The following is a 26,643-nucleotide window of genomic DNA, read 5'->3' on the forward strand; positions in this document are numbered from 1 at the left end:
ATACTATGGAGATTTGAACATAACCAAAATAACCGTCTAGTATGACAACATTAACATTATCTCAATCCAAGCCTCTGGATCGCCCATCCGTAAAGGCAAAATACGATCATTTCATTGGTGGAAAATGGGTGGCACCAAGTTCAGGTGAATATTTTGACAACATTTCTCCTATTGATGGAAAACCATTTACCAAGGCAGCAAGAGGAAACAAGGAGGATGTAGAAAAGGCAATAGATGCTGCTCATGAGGCTTTCAAGACTTGGTCCAAAACATCAGCAGCCGAAAGAAGTCGAGTGCTGAATAAAATTGCGGACATCATGGAAGAAAACCTTGAGATGCTCGCCCGACTGGAGACTGTAGACAATGGAAAAGCATTACGTGAGACGAGAGCAGCAGATCTTCCGCTTTGCATAGATCACTTCAGATATTTTGCTGGAGTCATCAGAGCCGACGAAAGCACGATTTCTGAGCATGATGAGCACACAATAAGCATCGCTCTACACGAACCGCTTGGAGTTGTTGCTCAAATAATCCCATGGAATTTCCCATTGCTCATGGCAACATGGAAAATTGCTCCCGCTCTCGCAGCAGGATGTTGTACAGTTGTAAAGCCTGCTGAACAAACTCCTACAAGCATTATGGTACTCATGGAGCTAATTGCAGATGTGCTACCCCCTGGAGTTTTGAACGTAGTCACAGGCTTTGGTGTAGAAGCGGGGAAACCACTTGCTTCATCCAACAGAGTGTCCAAAGTCTCATTTACAGGTGAAACGACAACAGGTCGCCTGATTATGCAATATGCCTCCGAAAATTTAATTCCTGTCACCATGGAATTGGGAGGTAAATCACCAAATATTTTTATGAAGTCTATTGCAGACGCAGATGATGAATTCTTCGATAAAGCAATTGAAGGAGCTGTCATGTTCGCATTGAATCAAGGCGAGGTCTGCACCTGCCCTTCAAGAATTCTCGTGCATGAAGATATCTATGACGTATTCATGGAGCGCGTTATAGAAAGAACCAAAGCTATCAAAATGGGACATCCATTGGCCGAAGACACTATGATGGGAGCCCAGTCTTCCAATGACCAGTATGAGAAAATTCTTTCTTATTTCGACATTGGAAAGCAAGAAGGAGCTGTTGCACTCTGCGGAGGCGAAAGCGCCGGACTAAACTCTGGTCTGGAAACTGGTTATTACATCAAGCCAACGATTTTCAAAGGCAATAATAAAATGCGCGTATTCCAAGAAGAAATCTTTGGTCCAGTCACTTGTGTGACTACTTTCAAGACTACTGAGGAAGCCATAGCTATAGCCAATGACACCATGTATGGTCTAGGTGCTGGCCTCTGGTCAAGAGATGCTCACGAGCTCTATCAAGTGCCACGCGCTATACAAGCAGGTCGTGTTTGGGTGAATTGCTATCACGCTTACCCCGCACATGCGCCATTTGGAGGCTACAAAAAGTCAGGATTCGGAAGAGAGAACCATTTGATGATGCTGGATCATTACCGACAAACCAAAAACATGCTTATCTCTTACGATAAGAATAAATTAGGCTTCTTTTAAATTGTCAATTTCTAAGATCAGTAAAGGCAGGGGAAGTCTCTCCTGCCTTTCTTTCCTTTAACCACGCCCAAAAAACCATGGAATTTATCAAAAGAGTCCTTATCACAGAAGCAGCAAAAGAAGTAATTGACACACTTCGTAAGCGTTGTGGTTCCGAACTCATGTTTCACCAAAGCGGAGGATGCTGTGATGGATCCTCTCCTATGTGTTTTGAAAAAGGAGGTTTTAAAGTAGGAGGCCAAGATATTTGGCTAGGTGAAGTTTATGGATGCGATTTCTTTATGAGTGCTGACCAATTCGAATATTGGAAGCATACCCAATTGACACTAGACATTACTCCTGGTCGAGGCAGTAGTTTTTCTATTGAAATCCCGATGGGGATTCGGTTTATGATCCGCTCCAAATTATTTACCTCGGAAGAATTAGAAAAACTAAGCCCAATCAAAACAGGCGATGAAATCGAGCATGTCGAAGAATGACACACAGTGAGATAAATTTACCTTGCGAGATTCCATGTGGCCTTTAAAAAACAATTATAGTCACATGAATTAGTAGAAGAAAGCTAAATTACTTTCAATTCTTCTTAAGAATCATTTTTTAGTATCTTCAAATGCATATCAATTAGCTATGGAGAAATCACTTATCGCACTTGGGGTTATAGCCCTAATTTATTTTGCTGCGAGAGTTACAGTATCTCCATATATCGAGTTTCAAAGAAACCCGTTCAAATCGTCATCACTCTATTCTGTGAAAATAGAAGCCCATGCGGTCTATGGAAGGATTGACTTTATCACAGACCTACATTGCGATGCACTTCAATTGGAAAAAGAGCTCATTCAGCATGGAGAGTTAGATAATTTAGATTACCCTAGAATAAAAGAAGCAAATACAGCCATGGAGACGATTACTATAGCTTCAAAATCGCTATCAGGTGAGAATGTGAAAAGATTTTTCCTATAATACTTAGAATAATGAACGAAGCACATATCCACCAAGTGAGCAAATACTTCCAAAAAATTCAGGAATACCTTCGGGAGTTTGTGTACGGAGGAATTGACGGCGCTATCACTACATTTGCCGTAGTAGCCGGTGGATTCGGCGCTAATTTGGATTCTGGAATTATCATAATTCTGGGCTTTGCAAATTTGCTTGCTGATGGCTTCTCCATGTCTGTAGGAGCATATCTATCCGCTAAAAGCGATAAGGAAAATTTTAAAAAACACGAATCAATTGAGTATTGGGAAATAGAAAATCTACCTGAAGTAGAGCGAGAGGAGATCACGGATATTTATAGGGCAAAAGGATTTCAGGGTGATTTATTGGAAAAAGTAGTGGATCAAATCACTTCCAACAAAGATCTATGGGTAGCCGAAATGATGAAAGATGAACTTAACTTAATGGAGGAAACCAAAAGCCCCTTTAAGATCGGCCTCGCTACTTTCGTATCTTTTATTATTGTTGGATTTATCCCACTACTAGTTTATCTCTGGACATTTTTCTACCCATCCACTATTAATATTTTCTTCTGGACAAGTGCCCTTACCGGGCTTGCCTTTGTAGTGATTGGAGCTTTAAAATCGTTAGTAAACCAAACTCCGGCGACTAAGAGCATTGCGGAAACAGTTGCCTTAGGACTTTTAGCTGCGATTGTAGCTTATTATGTAGGTGATATTCTTGAAAACTTTTTTATAAAAAAATGACATGAAAACCATAGATGAGGTGTTGGTTCGAATGGATCAAATAGTAGATGAGTGCAAAAGCCATCAATCACGCATTGGCTATTTTGCAATTCTATATAGACAAGTCACACGGAGAATAAGGGACGGGATCCTAGTACGGGAATTTGAAGACAACCCAAGAATGGAAAAACTGGATGTGCTTTTTGCAGGAAGATTTATTAATGCCTATGATGCATGGAAAAATGGCCAAAAGCCTACAGAAAGCTGGTTTTTGGCTTTTGAAGCTAGTAAGGCCAATAAGCATCTAGTTCTCCAACATTTATTTCTTGGCATCAATGCACATATCAATTTAGATCTGGGAATATCTGCTGCAGACACGATGGGGACCGAGCCTATTGCTGGAATTCAAAATGATTTCAATAAAATCAATTCCGTTTTGGCAGAATTGGTAGATGGAGTCAAAGACAATATAAGTAAAGTCTCTCCTATTTTTGGATGGTTAATCCCATTAGCCAAAGGCCGAGATGAAATGCTCTTGAATTTCTCAATCCAGCTCGCAAGAGACGGCGCATGGAAATACGCTGGAGAATACTATGCTTGCGAAGATCGAACAGCTTCAATACTGGAGCGAGATATTAACATTGCCAAGCTGGCAAACAAGCTGGTCAACCCAGGTAAGTTTTTATTGTTTATAGTGAAAATAGTGGGTTTCGCAGAATGGAAATCCGTCAGCCGAATAATGGATCAATTGGATAGGGTGGTGAAAGAAACTGAAACTCAGTAATTCAGTAAATTACACAATCGAGGTTTTGGCAGGCATTCAAAAAATGTATTCCGTCAAAAACCCTTCGCAGTTCAATACCGGGATTTTAGAATAATAAAAGCCGTCTAAATCTTCTGAGACTATCACTTCACAATCGCTCCCCAAAGCAGAATAATATTCCAATCCATCTTCAAAATCCTGGATTTGTCGGTTGGATAAAGTTTGGCTGCAAATAGTTTGATCCACAGTGGTCATCAAAATCTTTTTGGACAGCATTTCGATCTTCAATTTTGCCATGTCAGCACCACTCTTCTTTTCTGAAAAGTAAAATGCAATCGTAAGACAAATCGGAGAACTATAAAGTTTCATATCATCTCGATCGGCTAAACTAAGTACTCGTGAAGAAATAGGGAATAAGGGATACTCCTTGTTTAAGACAGAGATCAATACGTTCGCATCAAGAAAAATCTTCATTTCTTGGAAGAGAAGAACTCATCCTTCAAGTCCTTTCTGATTTGCGATTTTCGATATTCAATACGTCCCTCAGCGACGAAATCAACCCAATCAGATATGGGTAGCTCTTCGAGGGATTTATAATTTTTGGAGGTGATTTGAGAATAGAGATATTCAGTCAATCTAGAAAGACTGATGTTGTTTTGCTCTGCAAAAGACTTTGCCCGATCAATTACATCCTTGTCAAAGGATAGCGTAACTTTCGAATCCATATCGCAATTATTTAAATCATACGTAAAGATAATTATTTCTATACGTAAACCCAATTCACTTTAGCATTTCTCGAAAAACTAGTTAAAAAAATATAGAAAATCAGATTTCTATTAAACAGTTTTGTTATCAGCTCTTAAACTTAAACCCAGATTCAAACTCGGAGATTTCCGCTTCAGTCTGAGCCTTGTTTTTTCGATTGGTTTTATCTTTTTGGAGATCGGAAGCATAGAAATGAGTGTCTTGGAAGTATCCAACTCTTGCATCCGATTCGCCTTTAGCAAAAGTCCATTTTTCACCCTTGAAAAGTCTAACTCTATCTTCATGTAGTTCCAAATACTCATCGTAAGGTCCCCGTGGTGATATCAATTTCACGAAGATTGGTGCTGTTTCAATCGCAATAAAAAGCAACATAATGAAAACATTTGCCATAGCCATCGCTGAGCTTTCTTCCGTCAAAGCAGCAAGTGCTTCCATCCTAGCAGCAAGTCCATCGAAGCCTTCAATTCCAGGTTGCTGTTTTTCAAATTCTAGCTGACGTAGTGCAATAAATTCCCGGATTTGTGCTTCCAGCGTATCGATTCTCACTTGATTTCTCAGCCTCAACCCATCCAACGTCACTTGAGCAGCATCAAGTTGCTCCTCCTTCTTTTTTGCATTGGTTCCCAAGCCCACAATTCCACTTGTACTGGCAGTTTTTTCTCCAAATCGCTCAGCATCATATTCATTTTGCAGCTGATTACGATAAGTTTCGAAGTTCACCACTTCGGATTTTAACGTGTCAATTTTGGATTCAAGTTCTTGAATCTCCGGAAAGCCTTTAGCTAAGTTTAGCTTTGATTCCGCGATAAATTCAGTTCTCTTCTCATCGATTTTACGATCGATTTCCCGCTCAAACATTTTCAATTCCAAAGGTTTGGAAATCACTAAAGCGAGTAACACCGCGAGCACCAATCTAGGAATTGCAAGTTTCCACTCAGCCCAGGCATTTTCTTTCTTCCGCATACTAGACACGATGAATCTATCCAGATTGAAGATCATCATACCCCAAAGCAACCCAAAAAAGATAGCCGGCCAAATGGACTGGAAAACCATAAATAAAGCATAGCCTGCTGCCAAAGCTGCCAATACTCCGGTGAAGAACACCGTTGCTCCAATTCCTATATATTTATTGGATTCTGTGGGTGATCTCTTGAGTAAAGAGAAGTTAGCTCCACTGCAAAACCAGAAAAAACGAGTAATTCTATTCATATACAGTAATTGGTTGATCTAAATACATTACGCTAAAACTTCTCCAAAAATATAGACTTTGTGATTTCAGAAATGAAATGTGACGAATCCTTGTAAAAACGCTTATTCCTGACAACTAAGAGGTATTTTTAGTGATAAAAATTACCATTTGCCGCCAACAGGTCAAAATCGAATTATGTACGAACTGTTCGAAAATGCTCGCCATCTGCACGATTTTGTTCAGCAGATCTTAATCAGCAAACAATTTGAATATCCGCGACCTAAAAATTTACCCTCAACTTGAGTATATTTAACTCATGAAGAATTTTATCCCAGCTTTAGTTTTAGTCCTATTTACACAATTCACGTTCGCTCAGAATCTGCCTTTTCAAGAGGAAGTGAATAAGCGAGCTATTGAAATCGACTCTACTGGCTGGGAAAAAGGAAGTGTGGTCTTTACCGGCAGCTCTAGCGTAAGAATGTGGAAAAACCTGCAAGATCAATTTCCTGATGTAGCCATAATTAATTCAGCATTTGGTGGGTCTAAAGCAGATGAGTTACTCCTTCATTTGGACAAAACTGTCCTTCGGTTTGAACCCTCAAAAGTATTCATCTATGAGGGCGACAATGATATCAATTCTGGTCAGGAAATATCAGAAATCATGAGTAACCTAGATGAACTAGTCACGCAAATACATGCTAAGTACCCTAACACAATTGTTAACCTCATCGCAGCAAAGCCAAGTCCTGCTAGATGGGAAAAGAAAGTGTCTTATTTAGCTTTAAATGACCTGATTCGACAATATGCCACTACTCATGACAATGTAAATATTGTGAATGTCTGGGATATCATGCTGGATGAATCAGGAAAGCCTAGAGAAGACATTTTCATCGAAGACAATCTCCATATGAATGAAAAAGGTTATGCTCTTTGGAAGGAGATTTTCACACCATTTTTGGAGTAACTGGGAGCTATTCATCGTTAATCAAAAACCTGTTCTTATCCCACTCCTTGAGTTTGATCACCTCATTTACAATCAATTCCTGACCCTCCAATTCTTGAGGCCATTAGATTCAAAAAACTGTGGCGAGTCAATTTTTACCACATAAAAGTTTATGAAATTCTGCTAAATGTAATTTATAAGACAAACCGAGCAAGGATTCCTCTCGTATTTCACGTATTAGAATCTTAAAACACATTAAGTCTCAAAACAGAAATAGTTAAATTGAGTTTAGTGTTAAATGATTGCTATATCATCCATATCAAAAAAGAACCAAAACATGTTTAGCTCAAATAAACTTATAACACCCATGTTATCTCTTATCGTAGCACTGATGTTTGCCTGCGGAAACACATCGGTTCAAAATCAAGAAGCATCCGCAGATGCAAATAAACTTGCAGACTATCAAGGAAATACAGAACAAGCCACCTTTGCTGGAGGCTGCTTTTGGTGTGTAGAAGCACCATTTGAAGGCTTAGATGGAGTGATCACAGTAATTTCAGGATATGCCGGTGGCAAAGAGAAAAATCCAACTTACGGTGAAGTGTCCAGCGGAAAGACTTCACACAGAGAATCTGTACAGATCACCTTCGATCCCGAAGTGATCAGCTACTCTGAGTTAGTGGATATTTTCTGGCAAACTTTCGATCCTACCGATGTAGGTGGCTCCTTCTATGACAGAGGGTCTCAGTACGAATCTGCTATTTTCTATCATGATTCCGAGCAGAAGAGCGTTGCCGAAGAGTCAAAAAAGCTACTTGATAAGTCCGGAAAATTTGAAAAACCTGTAGCTACCCCAGTGATCAAGTACACAAACTTCTACCCTGCAGAGGAGTATCATCAAGATTACTATAAGAAAAAACCCCAGGACTACTACTCCTACAGAAGTGGGTCTGGGCGTGATAAATTCATCAAAGATCACTGGCCTGAGCTCAGCGAGAAACAATATAAAGCCCCTCCCAAATCTGAGTTGAAGAAAACCTTGACAGATTTACAGTATGAAGTAACTCAGGAAGATGCGACAGAGCTTTCCTTTCAAAATGAATACAATGGCAACAAAAAGGACGGGATCTATGTGGACATAGTCTCTGGGGCTCCTCTTTTCAGTTCCAAAGACAAATATGAATCAGGATCAGGATGGCCTAGCTTCACTAAGCCAATTGACGCTAGAGCATTAGAAAAGCCCACTGACGACGATCTTGGGATGCTAAGAGTGGAAGTCAGAAGCAAGTTTGGAAAAAGCCATATAGGACATGTTTTCTACGATGGACCAGAGCCTACTAGCTTAAGGTATTGCATGAACTCAGCAGCGATGAAATTCATCCCTAAAGAAGAGATGGAAGCTTCTGGGTATGGAGATTACTTGTGGTTGGTTAATTGATTTTTCTTCATAAGGCTACTTTCGGGTAGCCTTTTTTATTGACCGAGGGAGATAAGCGATTTTTTTGATAGGTTTTTCAATTATAAATCATCCCGATTTCTATCTTTAAGTCAAACTTGTTCTCATTATGAAAAAATTTGCTTGGATTGCTGGTATCGTTATAATCGGAATTTTCGCCGGGATATTTTGGTACAAATTCTACTTCGTATTTGGAGAAGGTGTAAAAGCAGGAAGCTTAAATTACTTCGTAAAAAAAGGAGTAATCTTCAAAACATATGAAGGCAGAGTAGTCCAGGAAGGTTTTCAAAGCCCTACAGCAGGAGCACTTCAGAGCAACGAGTTTCGGTTCAGCGTATCGGACGATGATGTTGCAGAACAGCTGGAAAGAGCTTCAGGCAAGTTTGTAGAACTTCGCTACAAAGAATATAATGGAATGCTTCCTTGGAGAGGTGCGAGCAACTTTGTAGTCACAGAAGTGCTAACAGTAAACAATTCGGGCAAAACTGACGGATCAGCTTTGCCCTTTGATCAATAATTAAGGACGAGTCCAGTAATCTACTACTGTCACTTTATCCAAATGAGGCCCGAGGATAGCTCCAAAAGCTTCATGGGCTGGATGAGGCAAATATGCATCTCTTGCTTCATTGGAATGAAATGTCAAAGTGAATGCATGAGTCAAACCTTGATTAAGACCTTCTGGACTGGTATTCATACCCCATTCAAACTCCTCAATACCTTCAATTTCGTTCTGAAGATTTCTGAATGCATCTATTACAGATTGAATATCTTCTGGAGATGAGGTCTCTTTGAAGCTAAAATAAACATTGTGTCGTAGTACTGAATCAGGTTTTGCTGTCATAGGTTCTTCGCGAATTTCTTCTGTAATTTCTGTTTCAACTTGTTTTTCTTTTTCAGCGCAGGAGAGTGCTAAAAATAAAGGAATAAAATAGAGTAGTTTTTTCATCTGTTTATAATTTGATTTTTAAGTGCATAACCTTTCCCGTGACGAAGGAAACGGGATGGAATCTCGCATGGTTATAATCATCTTAGTGTGGAACGATCTTCGTCATGCTCGATTTCATAGGTTATAGATTTTAGACTAAGCTAAGGAGATTCAACAAATTATTCTAAATCTAAGGAGGATAGTAAAACCTCAGTTCAAAATTTCGGGGACTTTCAGACTTTTTCTATATTTAACGAAATATTAGTAGGTCTACGAAATATAAATAAATGAAAAATCCTATCCATCTTACCCTCGCATTCTACTTAGTATTATTAACCATTGCAGCTAGTTGCTCTACAAAAAACGGAGATACCTCAAGTCAAAAGGAAGAAAAATATGAACTCATCAAAATAGACTCCTTCCAAGTGGACAATTTCACCAGAGTTTCTATCCTCGATTATAATCCAGATGAAAAGATTTATTTGGGCTATGCTATCAATGAAGATGACATTCTGGAGATCTCAGAAAACGGTACAATTACAAATCGAGTGAATATGAAAGGCGATGGCCCTGGGAAATATGGGAATTGGAACCCCATCGGCTTAGGGTTTGGGCCTGACAGACAGCGTATTGTTGAATTGCCATTTGCAGTATTCAGCTATAACAAAAATTATGAGGTAATACATGAGCATAGAATCATGTCCCCCCTTCCCATTCGTGCCAATACGCCTTTGGGAAGACCACCGTATTATCATGCAAATGACACCACATACCTACTAGTTGGCCCTAGCAACTATCTCACCGCCACTCATCTTATCCACAATCAGGAAGGCAAGGATACTCTGCAAAACTTCTATCAATTAAATATGCAGAGCGGTGCAGTAAAATCGGTTGTCCCTTATGAAGCGAACTCTATCTATAATTCAACAGAAAATATATATTCAGATTTAATGGGAAAATCATTTTTCATTGATCATAAAAGAAATGAATTAGCAGTAGTACAAAATTTAGATAGCGAAATTCTAATCTATAATTTACCTGCCCTTTCTTTAAGCCGTTCTATTCCGATTACTCATTCTGTATTTACAACCTATCCCCCCATCCCAATTGGCACTTCATTTTCAGACGAAAAAGCCATGCAATTAGGCAGGCTATCTGCCAAAAATCAAAAGCTTTTCAACCTTGGAAATGAAACCTATATCTTACAATATTTCACGGGAATATCACAGGCTGAGTATGATAGCAGAAACTCAGAAGAAAACCCGTATTTGGGACAATTTGATGAAGCGGAGCAGAGAATATTGATTTTCAAAAATGGAAAGCAAATCCAACATGAGCTCTCTGGCATAGATGGCAGTTTAATTCTTCCACTACCCGACAACAAAATACTAGTTCAGGAGCGTGAAAATATGGAAATTGAAGAAGAATTTACTCGCTTTTCCATATATCAACTTCAAACCAACTGAGCATGAAAGTGGCATTCTTCAGCACCAAATCCTACGACAAACAAAGCTTCGACCACATCTTACCAGATCACTCACACGAATTCACATATTTCGAACCTAAACTGGACAGCAACACCGTAGCTCTATCAAAGGGCTATGATGCAATTTGCACTTTTGTGAATGATAAATTGGATGAAAAAATCCTCAACATTCTTAATGAAATAGGGGTAAAAAGCATTGTGTTAAGGTGCGCTGGGTATAATCAGGTTGATTTGCAAAAAGCGGCTGAATTGGGCTTCAAAATATGTAGGGTACCTGCCTATAGTCCTGAGGCAGTTGCAGAGCATGCATTAGCATTATTAATGACTTTGAGCCGTAAAACACACAAAGCATATAATCGGGTTAGGGATAACAACTATTCCTTGGAAGGTCTCACCGGATTCAATATTAACGGGAAAACTACCGGAGTAATAGGTACAGGGGCAATAGGCAAGGCCTTCAGCAGAATCATGCTTGGTATAGGATGCAAAGTATTGGCTTATGATATCAAAGAGAATGAGGAACTTAAAAAGCAGGGAGTCACTTATATGTCTCTTGATGAATTATTGACTCTAAGTGATATCATATCGCTTCACTGTCCTTTGAATTCTGACACCTTCCATCTGATAAATAAGCAGAGACTAGCGCAGATGAAAGACGGAGTAGTATTGATCAATACAAGTAGAGGCGCATTGATAGAGTCCAAGGCAGTGATTCAAGCACTGAAAATCAAAAAGGTGGGGAATTTGGGTATTGATGTGTATGAACAAGAAGAAGATCTGTTTTTCCAAAATCGGTCAGAGGAAATTCTGCAGGATGAGGATATCGCCCGGCTGATGACATTTCCCAATGTCCTGATTACGGGACATCAAGCATTTCTCACTAACGAAGCTTTGTCACAAATCTCCGAAATCACTTTAAAAAACCTTGATGAGCTGGAAGAAGGCAAGAAATTGACCAACGAAGTAGTATGGAAAGAAGCATAACCCAATCTTTTTGAACATAAAAATGCCTGCAAATCATAGATCTGCAGGCATCAAACTTTGTATTTCTTAACTGGGCCAGGCCCGATTGGAATTACTTAGCTACTTTCACGTTCACAGCGTTAACGCCTTTTTTACCTTGAACTACGTCATAAGTAACGTGATCGTTCTCACGGATTTCGTGTACTAGACCTGAGTGGTGTACAAATACATCTTCACTGTTGTCTGCTGGTGTAATAAAACCAAAGCCTTTGGTTGTGTTAAAGAATTTTACTGTTCCTTCATTCATGATTACTAACTTTTTAAATTGGTGTTTCTATTATTTTGTTGTTGTGCATTGTTCGGATATTCTCTTCTAGGAGCATTTTCTTTCCTTTGCGGATTTTCTTTTTTCGGTGGTTCTGGTTCTGGCGGAGTGTCTGAGATGTTACCAAACTCATCCACGTACGCAATCATATCGTCCAGATCTCCGCTTTTCGGCTGATCCTTACGAGCAGCCATCTTTTCTTGCTTTTCTCTCTTTTTTCTCTTTTTAAGTTCTGCTTTTTGCTTTTTAATGAATGTGTTTTGGTTTTTTGACATTGCGACGATTTTAATTGACAAATGTTATGGCCCTACCGGTTTTTCCGGCCCGACCTGTCCGGCCAATTCTGTGGATATAACTATCCATAGACATGGGAAGCTGGTAATTGATCACATGGGATACATCAGCTACGTCTATACCTCTGGCCGCTACATCAGTTGCAACCAGTACTCGAGTCATTCCGGTTTTGAACTCATCTATAGTTCTATTGCGGAAATTTTGGGATTTATTTCCATGAATCAACCCAGACTTAATACCGGACTGATTTAATTGCTTGCTTAATTTATCCGCCAGCCTTTTGGTTTCAGTGAAAATAATCACTTTGTCTAAAGCAGCTCCTCTAAATAAATCAGCAAGTATATCAAACTTATTCTTGCCTTCCGGCACACGAATAATTTCTTGATCTACATTCTCACTGGTTGTTCCACCAGTATTTACTTTTATCTCAACAGGATTATTAAGTAATCCATCGATGAGTGCTTTTTGGCTAGGTTCTAATGTTGCTGAGAAAAGCATTGTTTGGCTTCTCTTAGTCATTAAATTTACGAGTTTTTTCACATCATGAACAAAACCCATATCCAACATACGATCAAACTCATCCAACACAAGTGTATTTACTCGGTTGAGATGCAGTAATTTACGGTTTGCCAGATCCAACAATCTACCTGGTGTACCTACAATCACATGAAGCTTTCTGCTTAATGCCTTAAAGTCAGAATTGATATTCGTGCCACCGATGAAAGTGTTAGAATATAAGTTCATTCCTTTACTAAGACTTTTAAATTCCTCTTCAATTTGCAAAGCCAACTCACGAGTGGGAGTTACAATCAAAGCTGTGAAATTCTGCGGATCTAGCTTAGCATGCTCAATGATCGGAATCAAAAAAGCACCTGTTTTACCAGAACCAGTATTTGATATACCAAGTAAATCTCTTCTATCCATCAAAGCAGGAATAGCCTGCTCTTGAATATTGGTCATACTTTCGTATCCTTTTGCTTCCAGATTTCTCAATAAAGAAGCATTCAGATTGACACTGGAGAAAGGTGTCTCTGAACGAAATCCTTGTTGTCCACTAGGCTGAGCCACTTTGACAAACAAATTAGGATCTAGTTTCGATTCCTTTTTCTTATTTTGAACTGGCCTTCCTGCCGGACGAGAATTTCTTCTTTGATTTGCAGGCGGTCTTGTAGTACTATTTCTATTTGTATTCATAGGAAAATTAGGCTTTGATTGGCTCCATTTCGGGTTCGTTACCCAATACATAGAGCATTTTGAAATGGTCCAACACAGCCATTAAAAAATGTGGTTTAGAATAATAAGGCACATTGAATTCCTCAGCTGTAGCCTTTACAATTGGTGCTATATCCTTATAATGCACATGGCAAATATCAGGAAACAAATGATGCTCTACCTGGAAATTCAATCCTCCAACAAACCAAAATAAAACTTTTGACTTAGGAGCAAAATTGCAGGTAGTAGCCAACTGGTGAAGTATTCTCTCTCCTTCTACTACACCGTTGGTGTCAGCTTTGGGGAAATCAACTACTTCTACGATATGTGCTATCTGGAATACCATTGTAATGACAAATCCAGTAACAAAGTGCATCATTACAAAAGCTAGAAGTATCATTCCCACAGAGAATGGTGAGAAAATAATCGGTAAACCTAACACTACAGCGAAGTAAGCCAGCTTAAGGAAAATCAATTTAACTATTCCCTTTTTGTATGCTTTCTCACCACCTTTTACTAGGCCTTTGTTGTAATATCTAGTGAATCTTATGAAGTCTTTTGCTGTCACCCATGAAAGGGTAGAAAGCGAATAGAAGAACCATGCGTATAGATGCTGATATTTATGGAGACCGTTTTTCTCAGCATTCGGGGAGAACCTTAGAAAAAATGGTGCATTAATATCGTCGTCATGCTCGTCAATGTTGGTAAAGCTATGATGAAGCACGTTGTGTTGAAGGTGCCAAACCATGGAGCTTGCTCCCACCATATCAAGAGTGTAGCCTATCCAAGTGTTAACTTTTTTATTTTTGGAATAAGAACCATGAATTGCATCATGCATTACTCCCATACCCACACCAGCCATTCCAAAAGCTGAAAATAAATAACATGCAAATAATTGGAATGTGGTGGTTGCCACGCCTGTAATCACTAACGAAATAGGCACAACATACAAGGAGACAAGAATGATGGTTTTGACAACCATTTCCGTGTTTCCGTACTTCGATTTGTTTGTGGACGTAAAATGTCCATAAACTCGTTTTCTTAATGTTTGGGAGAATTCAGATAATTCTGATTCTGAGAACCTTACTGTCTTAATGGCACTGAAATTAAATTATAAATACTAATGTTTCCCGTGGGATTTTCTCTGCAGGTTTTAATTCGAAGAACGGACTTGACCGATTCTTAAGAATTAAAAAAGTAGAAAGATGAAGAATTAAAACCTTTACGAGGGGAAACTCTTGAATTTGCTACTTAAGCAGGTTGATAATCAACGCATACTTTATTTCAAGTAAAAAGGATATCTCGTGGACAGCGCCTTTATGCGTACAAAGGTGAGGAGAAGATTTCGTAAATCCTAATACTGTATAAATCTTCCCTCATCTAGATCCACTAAATAAAGAAGATGGCTTTAAAAATGCAACATAGAAGCACTGAATCGTTCATCTTTTTTTACAAAGCAGATAATAGCAAACTTAATTCCATCTCCAATTCACAATTCCATTGACGTGGATCATCCCGACCTTATTATACTCCTGTCCAGCTTTTACGCTCGGATTTCCCAAGGCATCTTTATTCACAACCAACAATTGAAAATCGAGTTTTGAGATTGACTTGGGCTTATATTTCAGACCTAAGTTAACCTGACTGTATGATGGCATGTTATATTTATTCTCTGAAGGAGCATCCAAAGGAGGAAGCCAATGGAACCCTAAATGACTAAATACGCTCAAATTTGAATTGGGGAACGTGTATTCTGCAAAAAAAGTGAGCGCATCCAGTGAGCTGAATCCCTCATTTCTTTCTCTTGGGATAAATGTATACCAAGCGTCTTTCCCCCACTCTCTTGGACTAAGCCAAAGTCCTTCTCCTCCAGCTTTGGTATAATTCAAGTTAAGGTTCCATGCATTATTTCTGAAACCAAATTGAGTGGAGACCGCCCAGTTTCTGTCTTTGGGATCCTTGTACTGGAATGTTGGATTCTCATTCCCTCCATCTCCCAAGCCAGATTGGAACCCAGCCTGCACACCCCATAGCCAAGTAATTCCGGCTTTCTCATTCTGCCACTTTCTTTCCAATGTCGTCCAAATTGTATTAGAAATATTCTGAACCAAGGTATTGGATAAAGTCAGATTAACCCCGTACCACTCCTTTGTCACTTCAGTAATCCCTATCCACTTACTTTCGGTGCTTCCAGCATATTGGGAACCATCCCCATTCAGATTTCGACCAACTGGAAACACTCCGATACTTTCCCCTATTGAAAGCCATTCACTCGTCCCGCGCACACTCATCTTTCCGATTCCCCAAGCAGAGAATTCCCAGTTAGTATTTGTCGCAAACCAAACTTTCACTCCTTCTATTCCTGTGGGAGAAAGTCTGCCGTCTTGCGCATTGATCCAATCCGTATTAATCCCCATTCGCCCTACTGACACCCCCCACTTGGCTTTTGAATAGCTTAGCGATAGATTTTCCAACTTCCCAAAAAAACGATCCTGCTGATTTAACAGATCAAATAATCCTACTTCGTATCGATTTCCTCCTCCACTTACTGGATCTAGGGATGCTAGATCACTACTCCTAAGGTTTGCATAAACGCTATATCCAACACGAAATTCCCAGTGTTTGACATAATTAAATTTTGTACCCAAATTCAAACTAGTACCCAAAGCATAATCCTCCTTGTAGTCTTTCGAATAACTCGTACTCATCCAAAACATTCTAAAATGAACGTCAGGTGCCACTTGAAGCTTTTTATCTGGCTGCTGCGCGATAGTTAGAAATGGAATAAAAATGAGTAGTCCAAATGCAAATCTTTTCATTTCTTGGCAGAGGCTTTTATTGCCTGGAAAGGGCCAAACTTATGCTGTTCCTCAGAGAATTCATCAGCATAGGGACCGAAAGGATGATCCATAGGTTTTTTAGAAATATCCGGCCAATCATTTGGGAAATCTCGTATTGGCCTATCCAAACTATTCACATAAGCCGCTACATCCCAAGCTTCCTCATCTGTGAGAATTGGATTTTCGTAAGTCGCACCAAAGGGCATATTAGCTTTCACATACCCAGCAAATCTTGACATGCGGAATAGTCCGGCCCCCTGATTATAGCTATGCTCGCCCCAAAGTGGCGGATATATATAGCCATTGCCATCTGTTTTCATCACCCCTTGCCCATCGACCATATGACAGGTCACACATTGTCTTTCGTAAATAGTTTTACCTCGAATCGGATCTGCTGCTCTATCCAACAAAGGCACCTCATATATTCCGGCGCCTTTTGGTTTTTCTCCTTGTCGTACTTCCTGCCCAAGCCAATCCATGTAAGCAACGATGGCTATCATTTCCTTGCTATCATTTGGCAATATTTCACCATTCAAACTACGCTGGAAGCAGCCATTGATCCTCATTTGAATATCCTCGGAATTCCCCGATCTTCCACGCACTTTCGGATAGGTGCTTTTGGCAGCGGAATAATTATTTCCAAGTGGAACCGTACCTGCCTGCAAATGACAATTCTGGCAATTCAACCCGTTTGACATTTTTCTAACTTTCCCGTTTGGCCCAAGATATTCCGCCGTATTGGCTATAAGTTCACGGCCATATTTTATCTGGTCAGCATTAGGCTCTTCATCAACAGAAGTCCAATCTGGTGCAGTCCACATACCAACTGGATCCATCAAAGCAGTTGACTTAGTTTCCATCGGTGTTTGTTGAGCGTTGGTTAAATACTCTTGGGATGGCTCAATTCCTGTATAATCAAAATATAAAATACCGCCAACTAAGCCTACAAGGAGGCTAACCGTAACCAGAAGTCCGACAACAAGAGGAAATAGCTTTAAAAGAGGTTTAGAAGTCTGATTCATAATTATATAATCAAGCTACAAAAATGGAGTTAATCATCCTCAAAGCATGTGACGAAGATCACTTTGTCTATAGAAAAAACTATGATTTGAGCTTATGCTGGCATTATTATTTGGCTTCTGCTAAAAAAACCTGCTTTCCTTCTACTGTTCCTTGCACTATAAAATGATCCTGGTACTTATAAAGTTGAATATCGAGTTCATCACCCATGACACATTCCGCAAGGTAATTAATCAGAAATGGAAGTGTATGACAACCGTTTTCACGAAGGATATTTTCCACCCAGCGCACATAGCTGGTATTGTTTACATGATTATTTAAGTCCAGATCCGAATACCTGACTTTCAATTTCTCACTTTTCAGTAATTCCCCTTTTAGTCTGATCTTCTCTGGCTGCCACTCTGGCTTTTCCTCTGGATCAAAAAGCTCCGGCGGAAGCGCTTTTTCTGGCCTAAAAATCCGCTTGGTCACTACATTCATCAGCACCCAAGAACTCATTCCCTGACCGAGAATATCACCTTCGGAATTTGTGATCAAAAACTCACGGAAAGCAAAAAGCTTATCCACCCCCCTACCAGCAGTATAAACCTTGATCGAATCGCCCCAAGAAGGTAGATTTTTGCATTTTATATCAATTCGGGCAAGAATCCATGACAGATTCTGCTCTTGCAAGTTCCTCCCAAAATCAGCAGAATCAGCATGCCTCCAAGCTATTTCCTGAAACAAATTAGATAATGCTGTCAAGCTCAACTTCCCATCAGGATCGACCTGATAGGAACGAACTTCAAAATCTTTTTGAAACTGAAAGGAAGGATTGTAATTCATTTAGCTCGGCTAGGTGAAGGCTTGACAGGAATAAGAAAAACCGCCTTCCTAATACTCGAAAGCAAAGTAATCCCCAATCCAGACAAAGCAATTAATGCAAAAGAGACTTTCAAATTAAATAATTCCGCAATAAATCCTATCAATGGAGGGCCTAGTAAAAACCCGAAGAATGAAATGGTCGACACTAAGGCAAGAGCGACACTTGGAGAATACAACTTAGATCGGCCCGCAATGCTATATGAAAGGGGAATGATCGATGCTACTCCCAAACCGACAAGTAAAAATCCTGCCGTTGACACACCTACGGACGGGAACAAAACTGCTAAACTCAATCCAATAAATATCAAAACTCCACTTATCTGGATTACAGCCACCTTGGTAAATCTTGCAGCTATCTTGTCCGTAATAAATCTTCCTGAAGCCATTGCTCCCATAAAAGCGACGTATCCCAAAGCAATCAATGAAGGGTCTGACTGAACAACCTTCTTGAAGTAAACCCCAGACCAATCAAACATACATCCTTCTGCCATCATACCCAGAAAAGCAATAAGACTGATTCTTAGCAAAAGCGCATCTGGTTTTTTCATAACCAATCCGCCTCCACTTTCGGGAGTTTTTTTATCCTTGATAATATATCCCCTTGCGCTCAAAATAATTACAATAGAGATAACCATCACCGCTGCGTAATGCAGTGCAGGGGAAGCATTGAGAAAAATCATACCTGCTCCAATACCTGCTCCCGTAAATCCTGCCAAACTCCACAAACCATGAAAAGAGGCCAAAATACTTTTGCCCATTTCATCCTCGAGTGCCAGACCCTGGGTATTCAGTGAAATATTCATCACGTTTCCCAGCATTCCATAAAGAACAAGAACCGGAGCCAGCATATATAATGAGGGACTTAATCCAATCAATGGTAACGTCAACGCATAAGCGAAACTGCCAAACATAATGACTTTCCGGCTACCATATTGATGTACTGCCCACCCAGCTATGGGCAAACCTATGACTGATCCGATTGGCAAAAACAACAATAAAGTACCCAATTTACCTTCTGAAAGATCAAATTTGGCTTGTATATCTGGAATTCTAGCTGCCCAAGAGGCAAAACAAAGCCCGATAAAAAAGAAAAAAGCCCCCAGGGCAGTTCGTCTTTTGGAAAGTATGTTCATGTAAATAAATAGGTTTAAGAGGCTCACAAAAGTACGGAACATAACTTCAAAATCATGCGAGCCCCAGAACATTGCTTCTGAAATCTAGTTACCTTAGTCTACCTTATCTTATCAAAATATATATGGAACTGGTCATAGCAGGAGCCGTAATCGTTACCGCAATATTTATTGTGCGCTTTATAATTAAAAAAGTTTTTGACTAAAAAAACCACTTCCCTTTCAGAAAGTGGCCTGAACCAATCAATATTCTAATTCGGTAGTTTATCCGAAAATTTTCCATATACCCAGGTTCCCGCAACTGCTGAAAGTAGTGTCACAAGTACAACTGTGAATCCGCTTCCGATCTGCGCGAAAAGAGGCCCCGGACAGGCCCCAGTAATCGCCCAGCCCAACCCGAAGATAAATCCTCCGATGATCTGTCCCTTACGGAATTCCTTTTTAGGGATTTTGATTTCTTCACCAGCAATGGATTTAATCTTAAATCGCTTAATCAGTTGGATTGAAATAATCCCGGTCACAATCGCCGCACCTATCACTCCATACATATGGAAAGAATCCAATCGAAACATTTCCTGTATCCTGAACCAAGAAATAATCTCGGCTTTCACAAACACAATCCCAAATAAGATCCCGAGAATCAAATACTTTCCCAATGCCAAACCTGTCTCACCAGTCTCCTGAGAATTTGGCGCATCACAAACCACTTCTTGAATATTTCTTTCTGCTACCTTCATTTCTATTTTCGATTAAAATCCTACCAACTTCATTAAAGGAGCCAAAAACACCTGAGTCATCAGAAAACCACCAACCATAAAGAAAATGGTCGCGACTAGTGATGGCCATTGCAAGGAACTGATCCCCATGATCGCATGTCCAGAAGTACATCCGCCGGCGTAGCGAGTTCCAAATCCAACAAGAAATCCTCCTAAAACAAAGAATACTAATCCCTTAGCAGTGAATAAATTTTGCCAAGAGAAAATATCCGATGGCATCAAGCCTGAGAAATCGGTGATGCCTAATGCTGCCAAATCAACTTGCGTCTGTGTGGCAATGACTATTTCATTAGGATTTGACATAAATGTGGTAGCCACAAAACCTCCTATCAAAACGCCAAGTACAAAGACCAAATTCCAAGTCTCCTTTCTCCAGTTATATTGAAAAAAGGGGATTTTCGCAGGAATGCATATCGCACAGATATGTCGAAGAGAAGAAGAGATGCCAAAACTCTTGTTTCCCAAGATCAATAAGGCGGGAACGGTCAGGCCAATCAACGGCCCTGCCACATACCATGGCCATGGCTGGGATATCCAATCAATAAATTGATTCATATGTTATATGTTTGAGGGTAATTTATTTACCAAGCAGCATTGATTCCAGGAGCCTCATTTTCTTTGGCTTGCTGGCAGGAAGACCGATGACGTCCCAATGGCTATCTGGAGACCGAAGTCCCCTCAATGCTAGTGTTAAGCAAATCCTACGATACTCTATCATTTAGCTTTCTTAATAGCCGTGGTCTGTGGAGACACAGACCACTTCTATGAAATCTTGACTCTTGGATCTAGCTTCTTGAATCTTACGTCTTGATACTTACAATAACGTAGTAGGACATACGTAATCGGTTACTTCAAACTTTTCAGAATCCTTGATGGCTTGAAATCCACCATTGACATCTATCAAATTATCATATCCTCTTGCTCGTAAAATAGAATTAAAGACCATGGATCTATAGCCACCTGCACAATGCACGTAATATGTTTTGTCCTTATTAATTTTCAGCATGCTCTCGTTGATGTAATCAAGGGGGGCGTTCTCTGCATTCTCTACATGCTCTGAAAGGAACTCACTGTTCTTTCTGACATCCAGAATATTGATCTCCTGATTTTCTGCTTGTCGTGGTGCTAGCTCCTCAGCTGAAATGGATTCAATCTGATCGATTTCATGTCCTGCCTTCTTCCAAGAATCAATTCCTCCGTCCAAATATCCAATTGCATAATCATAGCCTACCCGAGCCAATCTCGTGATGACTTCTTCTTCTCTTCCTTTATCAGCTACGACTAGGATTTCTTGTTTCAGATCAGGGATCATAGCTCCCACCCAAACAGCAAAACTTCCATCAATTCCAATATTCACTGAATTTGGTACAAATCCTTTTGCGAAAACCTGAGGAGCACGGGTATCCAAAATCAAAGCACTTGTCTCATTCGCTACTGCTTCAAATTCGGCTGGATTTAAGGGCCTAACTCCTCTTTCCAATACCTCATCAATGCTGTCATATCCTTCAATGTTCATCATCACATTCTGAGGAAAATAGGCAGGCGGTGGAGTCAAACCCGTAAGCACTTCCTTAATAAACTCTTCCTTCGTCATCTCTTGAAGAGCATAATTTGTTTTCTTCTGGTTCCCCAATGTATCGGAGGTCTCTTTACTCATATTTTTTCCGCAGGCAGATCCCGCTCCATGTGCTGGATACACAATCAGATCATCTGGCAAAGGCATGATTTTATTCCGCAATGAATCGTATAGATATCCTGCCAGTTTATCTTGAGTTAACTCTGCTATGACTTTCTGTGCCAGATCAGGTCTTCCCACATCTCCTATAAACAGGGTATCACCTGTGAAAATTGCCTCAGGATTACCTTCTTCATTATAGAGCAAGTAACATGAACTTTCCATCGTATGTCCAGGAGTGTGAAGAACTTTTACTTTAGCCTTACCAATCTTGAATTCCTGTCCATCTTCAGCTACAATTGCATCAAAACCCATTTTCATGGTCGTAGGTCCATAAACAATCGAAGCGCCAGTCTTTGCAGACAAGTCCTGATGTCCAGACACGAAGTCCGCATGAAAGTGTGTTTCAAACACATACTTGATTTTAGCATTTCTTCGCTCAGCCTTCTCGATGTAAGGTTGAACTTCTCTAAGCGGATCAATGACCGCTGCCTCTCCATCTGACTCAATGTAGTAAGCTCCTTGAGCCAAGCAGCCAGTATAAATTTGTTCGATTTTCATGTGTTTATATTTTGTTTTTAAAGGCCACATGGAATCTCGCAGGCTTAACATCAACCCTCGGTGTAACGCTGAGTCATGCTCGATTTCATATGTATATTATTTATTTCTAATGGATACTCAAAAGTAGAACCTTCTGTCTGAGCGTAGAATGACTTTTGTCACACAACAATCAGACAGATTCTTTGATGTTGCTAGTGAGCGTTTTAACTAGTTGATGAGTCGGTACTACGCCAGACTCTCTCCATAGAATTTTACCTTTCTGGAAAAGAATCAACGTTGGCACACCGCGAACTTGAAATTTGCTCGCCGCCAATTGATTTTTATCTACATCTACTTTCAGAATGCGAACTTTATCACCCATTTGCTTGGCTGTGTCTTCCAAAATGGGCTGCATCATTTTACATGGACCGCACCAAGTGGCGAAGAAATCTACCAATACAGCTTGGTCTCCATCAATCAATTCTTGAAATGTTTTGGCTTGAGTACTCATGCTTTCTAGTTTTTAGTCACAACAAAAGTAGAAGCAAAATCAGTTCAGAATGGTAATTTATATCACATAGGGAGGACCACGTAAATCACTAAGAGTTTTAAAATACCTAAAATCGCCTTATTTGGCATTTATTTTTTTTATTTTCGCCTGTCAAATTCCATTCATTAAATGCTCAATTACAAGCAAATCAATAATCTGACCGGTTGGGTCGTTTTTGCGGTAGCTACTCTGGTTTACGTTCTTACTGTCGAACAAACTGCTAGTTTCTGGGATCCAGGAGAGTTTATTGCCGTAGCCTACAAACTCCAAGTACCTCACCCTCCAGGGGCTCCATTCTTTCTATTAGTCTATCGCATGTTTAGTTTCTTCGCTTTCGGAGATCCTCTGCAGGTAGCCTATTGGATGAATATCGGTAGTGCGCTATTCTCAAGCTTCTCCATCTTATTCCTTTTTTGGTCCATTACTTTATTTGGGAAAAGACTTTTCAATGTAACAGAAGGCCAAGAAAGCAAAGGAGAAACGATCACTTTGTTGGGAGCTGGAATCGTCGGATCAATGGTTTATACCTTCTCAGACAGTTTCTGGTTTTCGGCTGTGGAATCAGAAGTCTATGCCATGTCCTCGTTTTTCACTGCGATAGTAATTTGGGCATTCTTAAAGTGGGATGTAATCAAAGACCCTCGTGAAGAAAACAAATGGATGATTTTCATTGCTTACTTGGTCGGACTTTCTATTGGCGTCCACTTGCTAAACTTAGTTACCTTACCTGCTTTGGCACTCATCTATTACTTTAAAAAATACGACAAGCCAAACTTTAAAGGAGCTTTAATTGCGATGTTCCTTGGTGGAGTAGCATTGATCATTATCAATAACCTCATCATTCCTGGACTTCCTAGTTTGGCAGGATCTATGGAGATTTTCTTTGTAAACAGTATTGGTTTGCCTTTTGGGTCAGGAATCGTAGTATTTATGATCTTGTTTTTCGCAGGAGTATTTTTTGCCTACAGATATTCTCGCAAAAAGGGAAATGCGATTCTTAATACTGCTCTTTTATCCTTTATTTTCATTCTGATCGGCTATTCGAGCTATGCACTGATCGTCGTGCGTGCAAATCAAGATCCGATTATCAATGAAAATGCCCCAAAAGATATTATCAGTTATGTTTCATACCTGAAGCGAGAGCAATATGGCTACAGACCTCTGCTTCATGGACAGTACTTCACTGCGCAGCTGGTTTCTCAGGAAGAAGGCGCTCCTGTCTATATGAAGGGCAAGGATAAGTATGAGATTGTAGACTATTCTTTGGAAAATACCTACGATCCTACAAAAACGACTATTCTTCCACGTATTTACTCTACGCAAGAAAGCCACAAGAGACTTTATCGCCAAAAGCTTGGTCTGAGAGAAGGGCAAGATCCTTCCTTCGGAGACAACCTGTACTTTATGTTCTCACATCAGTTAGGGCACATGTATTGGCGCTACTTTATGTGGAATTTCTCAGGCCGGGAATCTGATTTTAGTGATGCGCCATGGATAGGAATCACGGATGCATTCAAAGATTATCCAGATTACATTACTGAAAATAAAGGTCACAATAACTATCTGATGCTTCCCCTTTTGTTGGGAATCATCGGTTTGTTCTTTCAGGCTAAAGTAGATCCAAAATCTTTCTATGTAAATCTCATGCTATTTCTGATGATGGGCGTAGTGCTGGTGATTTACCTGAATTCACCTCCGGTAGAGCCGAGAGAGCGGGATTACATTTATGTGGGTAGCTTCTATGCATTTGCCATTTGGATCGGAATTGGCGTGATGGCTATTGCCCATATGATTGCCAAAGGAACTAAAAACCTGGCAACAGCAGGAATCATAGCAACCCTGCTTACCATACCAGTTGCAGGATTGATGGCTGGTCAAAATTGGAATGACCACAACAGAAGAGACAGATATTTCTCAGTGGATTCTGCTCGAAACTTCCTAGCCTCTTGCGCACCAAATGCGATCCTATTCACAGGTGGAGACAATGACACCTTCCCTCTTTGGTATGTTCAGGAAGTAGAAGGATTTCGTACTGATGTGCGTGTGATCGTACTCAGTTATTTCGATACTGATTGGTATGTGGAGCAAATGACTAGACCTGTGAATGAATCTGAAGCACTGCCTTTCAGTCTGGATGCTAATCGCTACCAAAAAGGAACTAATGACGTCCTTTATGTAATGGAAAGAGAGAATCTAAATGCTATCTCAGTCCGGGAATACTTAAAACTTCTAAACTCAGGTTCTGATCTTCTCAAAATGGAAACGGGCGGCAAATCCGTTGCGAATATGGTTCCTTCGAGAAATCTTATTTTGGAAGTTGACAGTTCGGCTGTTGCCAATAAAGACATCATTCCGGAGCAGTTCGCTCCATTGTTTTCACCACAAATGAATCTCCAGGTCACTGGAAATTATGTCACCAAGGGCACGCTGATGCTAATTGATTTGATTGCTTCCAATAATTGGGATCGCCCGATTTACTTCAACAATACTTCGCTTGCGACCATTGGGATCAACATCCAAGAGCACGTAGTGATGGAAGGGTTGACTTACCGTTTGCTTCCTGTGAGAAAGCCAGAACACATCCGTGATGAGTTGGTAAACACAGATGTGGCCTATGAAAACTACATGACCAAGTTTGCATTCCGAGGCATGGATAATCCTGATGCCTATTTGGATGAGGAATATAGAAGATTCGCTTCTAACCACCGAAGTGCGCTGAACAGCATCGCTATTGCATTGCTGGATGAGGGTGATATGGAAAGAGCTGCAACACTTCTAAACTATGGCTTGGAAGTAATGCCAAATGAAGCGATCCCTTATGATCTCTCCAGTGGGCAGTCAGTCCCTCTTTTCTTCGAAGTAGGTGAAGATGAAAAAGCGCTGGACATTATCGATAAAGTCTCTAAGAAGTCTCTTGATATGATTGAATTCTACACCGAAGAAAACAGAACTTACGACAGAGAGATGATGATATCAATTGAGATGATCCGCTATTTCATTCCGTTATTGGAGGAAAGAGGATACCAGGAAAAAGCCCAAGAACTCAAGCTTAGAATGGAACAATTCCTTGGCTCGCAGGAAAGTGGCGGAGGGGTGTTGAATAGAAGATAAAAGTTGATTTTTCAAATAAAAAGGGATTCGAAATTGATTCGGATCCCTTTTTTTATGTTTTTATTGACCACGAAGACCGCGAAAGGAAGCGCAAAAATCACAGCTCCCTCAGGGAAGATTATCATATTTTGCTTTATTGATAAAGCAATTTTAGATCTAATTGATCTATGGATAAAGCAAAATGTAACATTTCAGCTTTAGTCAAAGGATGATTTAAAAGCTATATTTTATGCAATATCTACAATGATGTAAAATTCAAAACAACACCCGCGTCCTCTGTGAAAAATCTTGCAAACTCTGTGGCTAAAAAAATCAAATAAACCGCTTTATAATCCATAAAATCAAAGCCAATAGAAACACTACAATTGAAATCTTATTGATTCCATGCATCATTCGTAGGTTGATGCTTGACTTCTGATTAGGATCTGGCTTTTGAAAAACACGGACAAAATAGTTTCCAAATTCACCCATCTTGAAGAAATCTTTGACTTTGTTATTTTCAGACATGGTTTGATTTTATTGGGTAAACAGTCAGGTTTGTATAATGGTTTACTGAATTCTCAAGAACC

28 protein-coding genes are annotated in these 26,643 nt (G+C 40.0%); 11 read left to right on the plus strand and 17 right to left on the minus strand.

The genetic code is table 11. From position 1 onward, the window contains the following. Positions 1-41: 41 nt before the first annotated feature. The 5 genes from SYJ56_RS16925 (at position 42) to SYJ56_RS16945 (ending at position 4,031) form a co-directional block, all read left to right on the plus strand. A complete protein-coding gene (locus SYJ56_RS16925; protein ID WP_323836124.1) occupies positions 42-1,568 on the plus strand; it encodes an aldehyde dehydrogenase family protein in 1,527 nt (508 codons plus the stop codon). Positions 1,569-1,645: 77 nt separating this feature from the next. Beyond that, complete coding sequence (locus tag SYJ56_RS16930; RefSeq protein ID WP_323836125.1) at positions 1,646-2,047, plus strand: DUF779 domain-containing protein; 402 nt, start codon at positions 1,646-1,648, stop codon at positions 2,045-2,047. 148 nt (positions 2,048-2,195) lie between these two features. Beyond that, the gene (locus tag SYJ56_RS16935; protein ID WP_323836127.1) at positions 2,196-2,528 is read left to right on the plus strand and encodes a hypothetical protein; all 333 of its coding nucleotides are present in this window, start codon (positions 2,196-2,198) and stop codon (positions 2,526-2,528) included. Positions 2,529-2,539: 11 nt separating this feature from the next. Beyond that, positions 2,540-3,268: a VIT1/CCC1 transporter family protein gene (locus SYJ56_RS16940; RefSeq protein ID WP_323836129.1), complete on the plus strand. Its 729-nt coding sequence runs from the start codon at positions 2,540-2,542 to the stop codon at positions 3,266-3,268. 1 nt (position 3,269) lies between these two features. Continuing rightward, positions 3,270-4,031 carry a DUF5995 family protein gene (locus tag SYJ56_RS16945; protein WP_323836131.1) on the plus strand — a complete coding sequence of 254 codons (762 nt, stop codon included), beginning with the start codon at positions 3,270-3,272 and terminating at the stop codon, positions 4,029-4,031. 36 nt (positions 4,032-4,067) lie between these two features. Here the strand turns inward: SYJ56_RS16945 and SYJ56_RS16950 are convergent, their stop codons facing one another. The 3 genes from SYJ56_RS16950 to SYJ56_RS16960 all read right to left on the minus strand — a co-directional run bounded on the left by SYJ56_RS16950 (position 4,068) and on the right by SYJ56_RS16960 (position 5,984). Next, positions 4,068-4,484: a PIN domain-containing protein gene (locus tag SYJ56_RS16950; protein WP_323836133.1), complete on the minus strand. Its 417-nt coding sequence runs from the start codon at positions 4,482-4,484 to the stop codon at positions 4,068-4,070. Then, positions 4,481-4,735: a DUF6364 family protein gene (locus SYJ56_RS16955; RefSeq protein WP_323836135.1), complete on the minus strand. Its 255-nt coding sequence runs from the start codon at positions 4,733-4,735 to the stop codon at positions 4,481-4,483. The genes SYJ56_RS16950 and SYJ56_RS16955 overlap by 4 nt, the downstream gene beginning before the upstream one ends. Before the next feature lie 127 nt (positions 4,736-4,862). Continuing rightward, positions 4,863-5,984, minus strand: a complete 1,122-nt coding sequence (locus SYJ56_RS16960) for a DUF4407 domain-containing protein (RefSeq protein ID WP_323836137.1) — start codon at positions 5,982-5,984, stop codon at positions 4,863-4,865. Positions 5,985-6,280: 296 nt separating this feature from the next. On the opposite strand from SYJ56_RS16960, the gene SYJ56_RS16965 reads away from it, so the two are divergent. The 3 genes from SYJ56_RS16965 to SYJ56_RS16975 all read left to right on the plus strand — a co-directional run bounded on the left by SYJ56_RS16965 (position 6,281) and on the right by SYJ56_RS16975 (position 8,880). Continuing rightward, entirely contained in the window at positions 6,281-6,928 is a 648-nt protein-coding gene (locus SYJ56_RS16965; protein ID WP_323836139.1) for a GDSL-type esterase/lipase family protein, read from the plus strand. A gap of 346 nt (positions 6,929-7,274) precedes the next feature. Then, on the plus strand, positions 7,275-8,345 hold the full coding sequence (gene msrA, locus SYJ56_RS16970; protein ID WP_323836141.1) for a peptide-methionine (S)-S-oxide reductase MsrA: 1,071 nt from the start codon (positions 7,275-7,277) through the stop codon (positions 8,343-8,345). 127 nt (positions 8,346-8,472) lie between these two features. After that, on the plus strand, positions 8,473-8,880 hold the full coding sequence (locus SYJ56_RS16975) for a hypothetical protein (RefSeq protein WP_323836143.1): 408 nt from the start codon (positions 8,473-8,475) through the stop codon (positions 8,878-8,880). On the opposite strand, the gene SYJ56_RS16980 is transcribed toward SYJ56_RS16975, so the two are convergent. Beyond that, on the minus strand, positions 8,881-9,309 hold the full coding sequence (locus tag SYJ56_RS16980; protein WP_323836145.1) for a Dabb family protein: 429 nt from the start codon (positions 9,307-9,309) through the stop codon (positions 8,881-8,883). Positions 9,310-9,575: 266 nt separating this feature from the next. Between SYJ56_RS16980 and SYJ56_RS16985 the strand changes: the two genes are divergently transcribed. Together SYJ56_RS16985 and SYJ56_RS16990 are read left to right on the plus strand one after the other, a co-directional pair. After that, positions 9,576-10,754: a hypothetical protein gene (locus SYJ56_RS16985; RefSeq protein ID WP_323836148.1), complete on the plus strand. Its 1,179-nt coding sequence runs from the start codon at positions 9,576-9,578 to the stop codon at positions 10,752-10,754. 2 nt (positions 10,755-10,756) lie between these two features. Next, entirely contained in the window at positions 10,757-11,758 is a 1,002-nt protein-coding gene (locus SYJ56_RS16990; protein ID WP_323836150.1) for a 2-hydroxyacid dehydrogenase, read from the plus strand. Between the two features lie 91 nt (positions 11,759-11,849). Here SYJ56_RS16990 and SYJ56_RS16995 read toward each other — a convergent pair whose 3' ends face one another. The 12 genes from SYJ56_RS16995 to trxA all read right to left on the minus strand — a co-directional run bounded on the left by SYJ56_RS16995 (position 11,850) and on the right by trxA (position 22,924). After that, positions 11,850-12,044, minus strand: coding sequence for a cold-shock protein (locus SYJ56_RS16995; protein WP_086501652.1), 195 nt, complete (start codon positions 12,042-12,044; stop codon positions 11,850-11,852). Between the two features lie 5 nt (positions 12,045-12,049). Beyond that, entirely contained in the window at positions 12,050-12,337 is a 288-nt protein-coding gene (locus SYJ56_RS17000) for a cold-shock protein (protein WP_320898154.1), read from the minus strand. 10 nt (positions 12,338-12,347) lie between these two features. Beyond that, entirely contained in the window at positions 12,348-13,550 is a 1,203-nt protein-coding gene (locus tag SYJ56_RS17005) for a DEAD/DEAH box helicase (protein ID WP_323836152.1), read from the minus strand. 7 nt (positions 13,551-13,557) lie between these two features. Then, positions 13,558-14,550, minus strand: a complete 993-nt coding sequence (locus SYJ56_RS17010; RefSeq protein WP_323836154.1) for a fatty acid desaturase family protein — start codon at positions 14,548-14,550, stop codon at positions 13,558-13,560. Between the two features lie 490 nt (positions 14,551-15,040). Then, the gene (locus SYJ56_RS17015) at positions 15,041-16,387 is read right to left on the minus strand and encodes a hypothetical protein (RefSeq protein WP_323836156.1); all 1,347 of its coding nucleotides are present in this window, start codon (positions 16,385-16,387) and stop codon (positions 15,041-15,043) included. Beyond that, complete coding sequence (locus tag SYJ56_RS17020; RefSeq protein ID WP_323836158.1) at positions 16,384-17,430, minus strand: c-type cytochrome; 1,047 nt, start codon at positions 17,428-17,430, stop codon at positions 16,384-16,386. The genes SYJ56_RS17015 and SYJ56_RS17020 overlap by 4 nt, the downstream gene beginning before the upstream one ends. A 106-nt stretch (positions 17,431-17,536) precedes the next feature. Continuing rightward, positions 17,537-18,253: an acyl-[acyl-carrier-protein] thioesterase gene (locus SYJ56_RS17025; RefSeq protein ID WP_323836159.1), complete on the minus strand. Its 717-nt coding sequence runs from the start codon at positions 18,251-18,253 to the stop codon at positions 17,537-17,539. Then, positions 18,250-19,425, minus strand: a complete 1,176-nt coding sequence (locus SYJ56_RS17030) for an MFS transporter (protein WP_323836160.1) — start codon at positions 19,423-19,425, stop codon at positions 18,250-18,252. Before SYJ56_RS17030 ends, SYJ56_RS17025 begins: the two co-directional genes overlap by 4 nt. Positions 19,426-19,673: 248 nt before the next feature. Continuing rightward, entirely contained in the window at positions 19,674-20,159 is a 486-nt protein-coding gene (locus SYJ56_RS17035; RefSeq protein WP_323836161.1) for a DUF6691 family protein, read from the minus strand. A 12-nt stretch (positions 20,160-20,171) separates the two neighbouring features. After that, positions 20,172-20,753: a YeeE/YedE family protein gene (locus SYJ56_RS17040; protein ID WP_323836162.1), complete on the minus strand. Its 582-nt coding sequence runs from the start codon at positions 20,751-20,753 to the stop codon at positions 20,172-20,174. Positions 20,754-21,012: 259 nt separating this feature from the next. Then, complete coding sequence (locus tag SYJ56_RS17045; protein ID WP_323836164.1) at positions 21,013-22,434, minus strand: MBL fold metallo-hydrolase; 1,422 nt, start codon at positions 22,432-22,434, stop codon at positions 21,013-21,015. 169 nt (positions 22,435-22,603) lie between these two features. After that, positions 22,604-22,924: a thioredoxin gene (trxA, locus tag SYJ56_RS17050; RefSeq protein WP_323836166.1), complete on the minus strand. Its 321-nt coding sequence runs from the start codon at positions 22,922-22,924 to the stop codon at positions 22,604-22,606. A gap of 168 nt (positions 22,925-23,092) precedes the next feature. On the opposite strand from trxA, the gene SYJ56_RS17055 reads away from it, so the two are divergent. Next, positions 23,093-26,074: a glycosyltransferase family 117 protein gene (locus tag SYJ56_RS17055; protein ID WP_323836168.1), complete on the plus strand. Its 2,982-nt coding sequence runs from the start codon at positions 23,093-23,095 to the stop codon at positions 26,072-26,074. A gap of 312 nt (positions 26,075-26,386) precedes the next feature. On the opposite strand, the gene SYJ56_RS17060 is transcribed toward SYJ56_RS17055, so the two are convergent. Then, the gene (locus SYJ56_RS17060; RefSeq protein WP_323836170.1) at positions 26,387-26,581 is read right to left on the minus strand and encodes a DUF6728 family protein; all 195 of its coding nucleotides are present in this window, start codon (positions 26,579-26,581) and stop codon (positions 26,387-26,389) included. Positions 26,582-26,643 lie beyond the last annotated feature (62 nt).

The organism is Algoriphagus aurantiacus (assembly GCF_035156405.1).
In the GTDB taxonomy this organism is placed as follows: Bacteria; Bacteroidota; Bacteroidia; order Cytophagales; family Cyclobacteriaceae; genus Algoriphagus; species Algoriphagus aurantiacus.

Excerpts from the sequence above, each read along its gene's own strand:
- SYJ56_RS16925 (WP_323836124.1), top strand. The coding sequence starts at position 42 with ATGACAACATTAACATTATCTCAATCCAAGCCTCTGGATCGCCCATCC.
- SYJ56_RS16930 (WP_323836125.1), top strand. The coding sequence starts at position 1,646 with ATGGAATTTATCAAAAGAGTCCTTATCACAGAAGCAGCAAAAGAAGTA.
- SYJ56_RS16935 (WP_323836127.1), top strand. The coding sequence starts at position 2,196 with ATGGAGAAATCACTTATCGCACTTGGGGTTATAGCCCTAATTTATTTT.
- SYJ56_RS16940 (WP_323836129.1), top strand. The coding sequence starts at position 2,540 with ATGAACGAAGCACATATCCACCAAGTGAGCAAATACTTCCAAAAAATT.
- SYJ56_RS16945 (WP_323836131.1), top strand. The coding sequence starts at position 3,270 with ATGAAAACCATAGATGAGGTGTTGGTTCGAATGGATCAAATAGTAGAT.
- SYJ56_RS16950 (WP_323836133.1), bottom strand. The coding sequence starts at position 4,484 with ATGAAGATTTTTCTTGATGCGAACGTATTGATCTCTGTCTTAAACAAG.
- SYJ56_RS16955 (WP_323836135.1), bottom strand. The coding sequence starts at position 4,735 with ATGGATTCGAAAGTTACGCTATCCTTTGACAAGGATGTAATTGATCGG.
- SYJ56_RS16960 (WP_323836137.1), bottom strand. The coding sequence starts at position 5,984 with ATGAATAGAATTACTCGTTTTTTCTGGTTTTGCAGTGGAGCTAACTTC.
- SYJ56_RS16965 (WP_323836139.1), top strand. The coding sequence starts at position 6,281 with ATGAAGAATTTTATCCCAGCTTTAGTTTTAGTCCTATTTACACAATTC.
- msrA (WP_323836141.1), top strand. The coding sequence starts at position 7,275 with ATGTTATCTCTTATCGTAGCACTGATGTTTGCCTGCGGAAACACATCG.
- SYJ56_RS16975 (WP_323836143.1), top strand. The coding sequence starts at position 8,473 with ATGAAAAAATTTGCTTGGATTGCTGGTATCGTTATAATCGGAATTTTC.
- SYJ56_RS16980 (WP_323836145.1), bottom strand. The coding sequence starts at position 9,309 with ATGAAAAAACTACTCTATTTTATTCCTTTATTTTTAGCACTCTCCTGC.
- SYJ56_RS16985 (WP_323836148.1), top strand. The coding sequence starts at position 9,576 with ATGAAAAATCCTATCCATCTTACCCTCGCATTCTACTTAGTATTATTA.
- SYJ56_RS16990 (WP_323836150.1), top strand. The coding sequence starts at position 10,757 with ATGAAAGTGGCATTCTTCAGCACCAAATCCTACGACAAACAAAGCTTC.
- SYJ56_RS16995 (WP_086501652.1), bottom strand. The coding sequence starts at position 12,044 with ATGAATGAAGGAACAGTAAAATTCTTTAACACAACCAAAGGCTTTGGT.
- SYJ56_RS17000 (WP_320898154.1), bottom strand. The coding sequence starts at position 12,337 with ATGTCAAAAAACCAAAACACATTCATTAAAAAGCAAAAAGCAGAACTT.
- SYJ56_RS17005 (WP_323836152.1), bottom strand. The coding sequence starts at position 13,550 with ATGAATACAAATAGAAATAGTACTACAAGACCGCCTGCAAATCAAAGA.
- SYJ56_RS17010 (WP_323836154.1), bottom strand. The coding sequence starts at position 14,550 with ATGGTTGTCAAAACCATCATTCTTGTCTCCTTGTATGTTGTGCCTATT.
- SYJ56_RS17015 (WP_323836156.1), bottom strand. The coding sequence starts at position 16,387 with ATGAAAAGATTTGCATTTGGACTACTCATTTTTATTCCATTTCTAACT.
- SYJ56_RS17020 (WP_323836158.1), bottom strand. The coding sequence starts at position 17,430 with ATGAATCAGACTTCTAAACCTCTTTTAAAGCTATTTCCTCTTGTTGTC.
- SYJ56_RS17025 (WP_323836159.1), bottom strand. The coding sequence starts at position 18,253 with ATGAATTACAATCCTTCCTTTCAGTTTCAAAAAGATTTTGAAGTTCGT.
- SYJ56_RS17030 (WP_323836160.1), bottom strand. The coding sequence starts at position 19,425 with ATGAACATACTTTCCAAAAGACGAACTGCCCTGGGGGCTTTTTTCTTT.
- SYJ56_RS17035 (WP_323836161.1), bottom strand. The coding sequence starts at position 20,159 with ATGAAGGTAGCAGAAAGAAATATTCAAGAAGTGGTTTGTGATGCGCCA.
- SYJ56_RS17040 (WP_323836162.1), bottom strand. The coding sequence starts at position 20,753 with ATGAATCAATTTATTGATTGGATATCCCAGCCATGGCCATGGTATGTG.
- SYJ56_RS17045 (WP_323836164.1), bottom strand. The coding sequence starts at position 22,434 with ATGAAAATCGAACAAATTTATACTGGCTGCTTGGCTCAAGGAGCTTAC.
- trxA (WP_323836166.1), bottom strand. The coding sequence starts at position 22,924 with ATGAGTACTCAAGCCAAAACATTTCAAGAATTGATTGATGGAGACCAA.
- SYJ56_RS17055 (WP_323836168.1), top strand. The coding sequence starts at position 23,093 with ATGCTCAATTACAAGCAAATCAATAATCTGACCGGTTGGGTCGTTTTT.
- SYJ56_RS17060 (WP_323836170.1), bottom strand. The coding sequence starts at position 26,581 with ATGTCTGAAAATAACAAAGTCAAAGATTTCTTCAAGATGGGTGAATTT.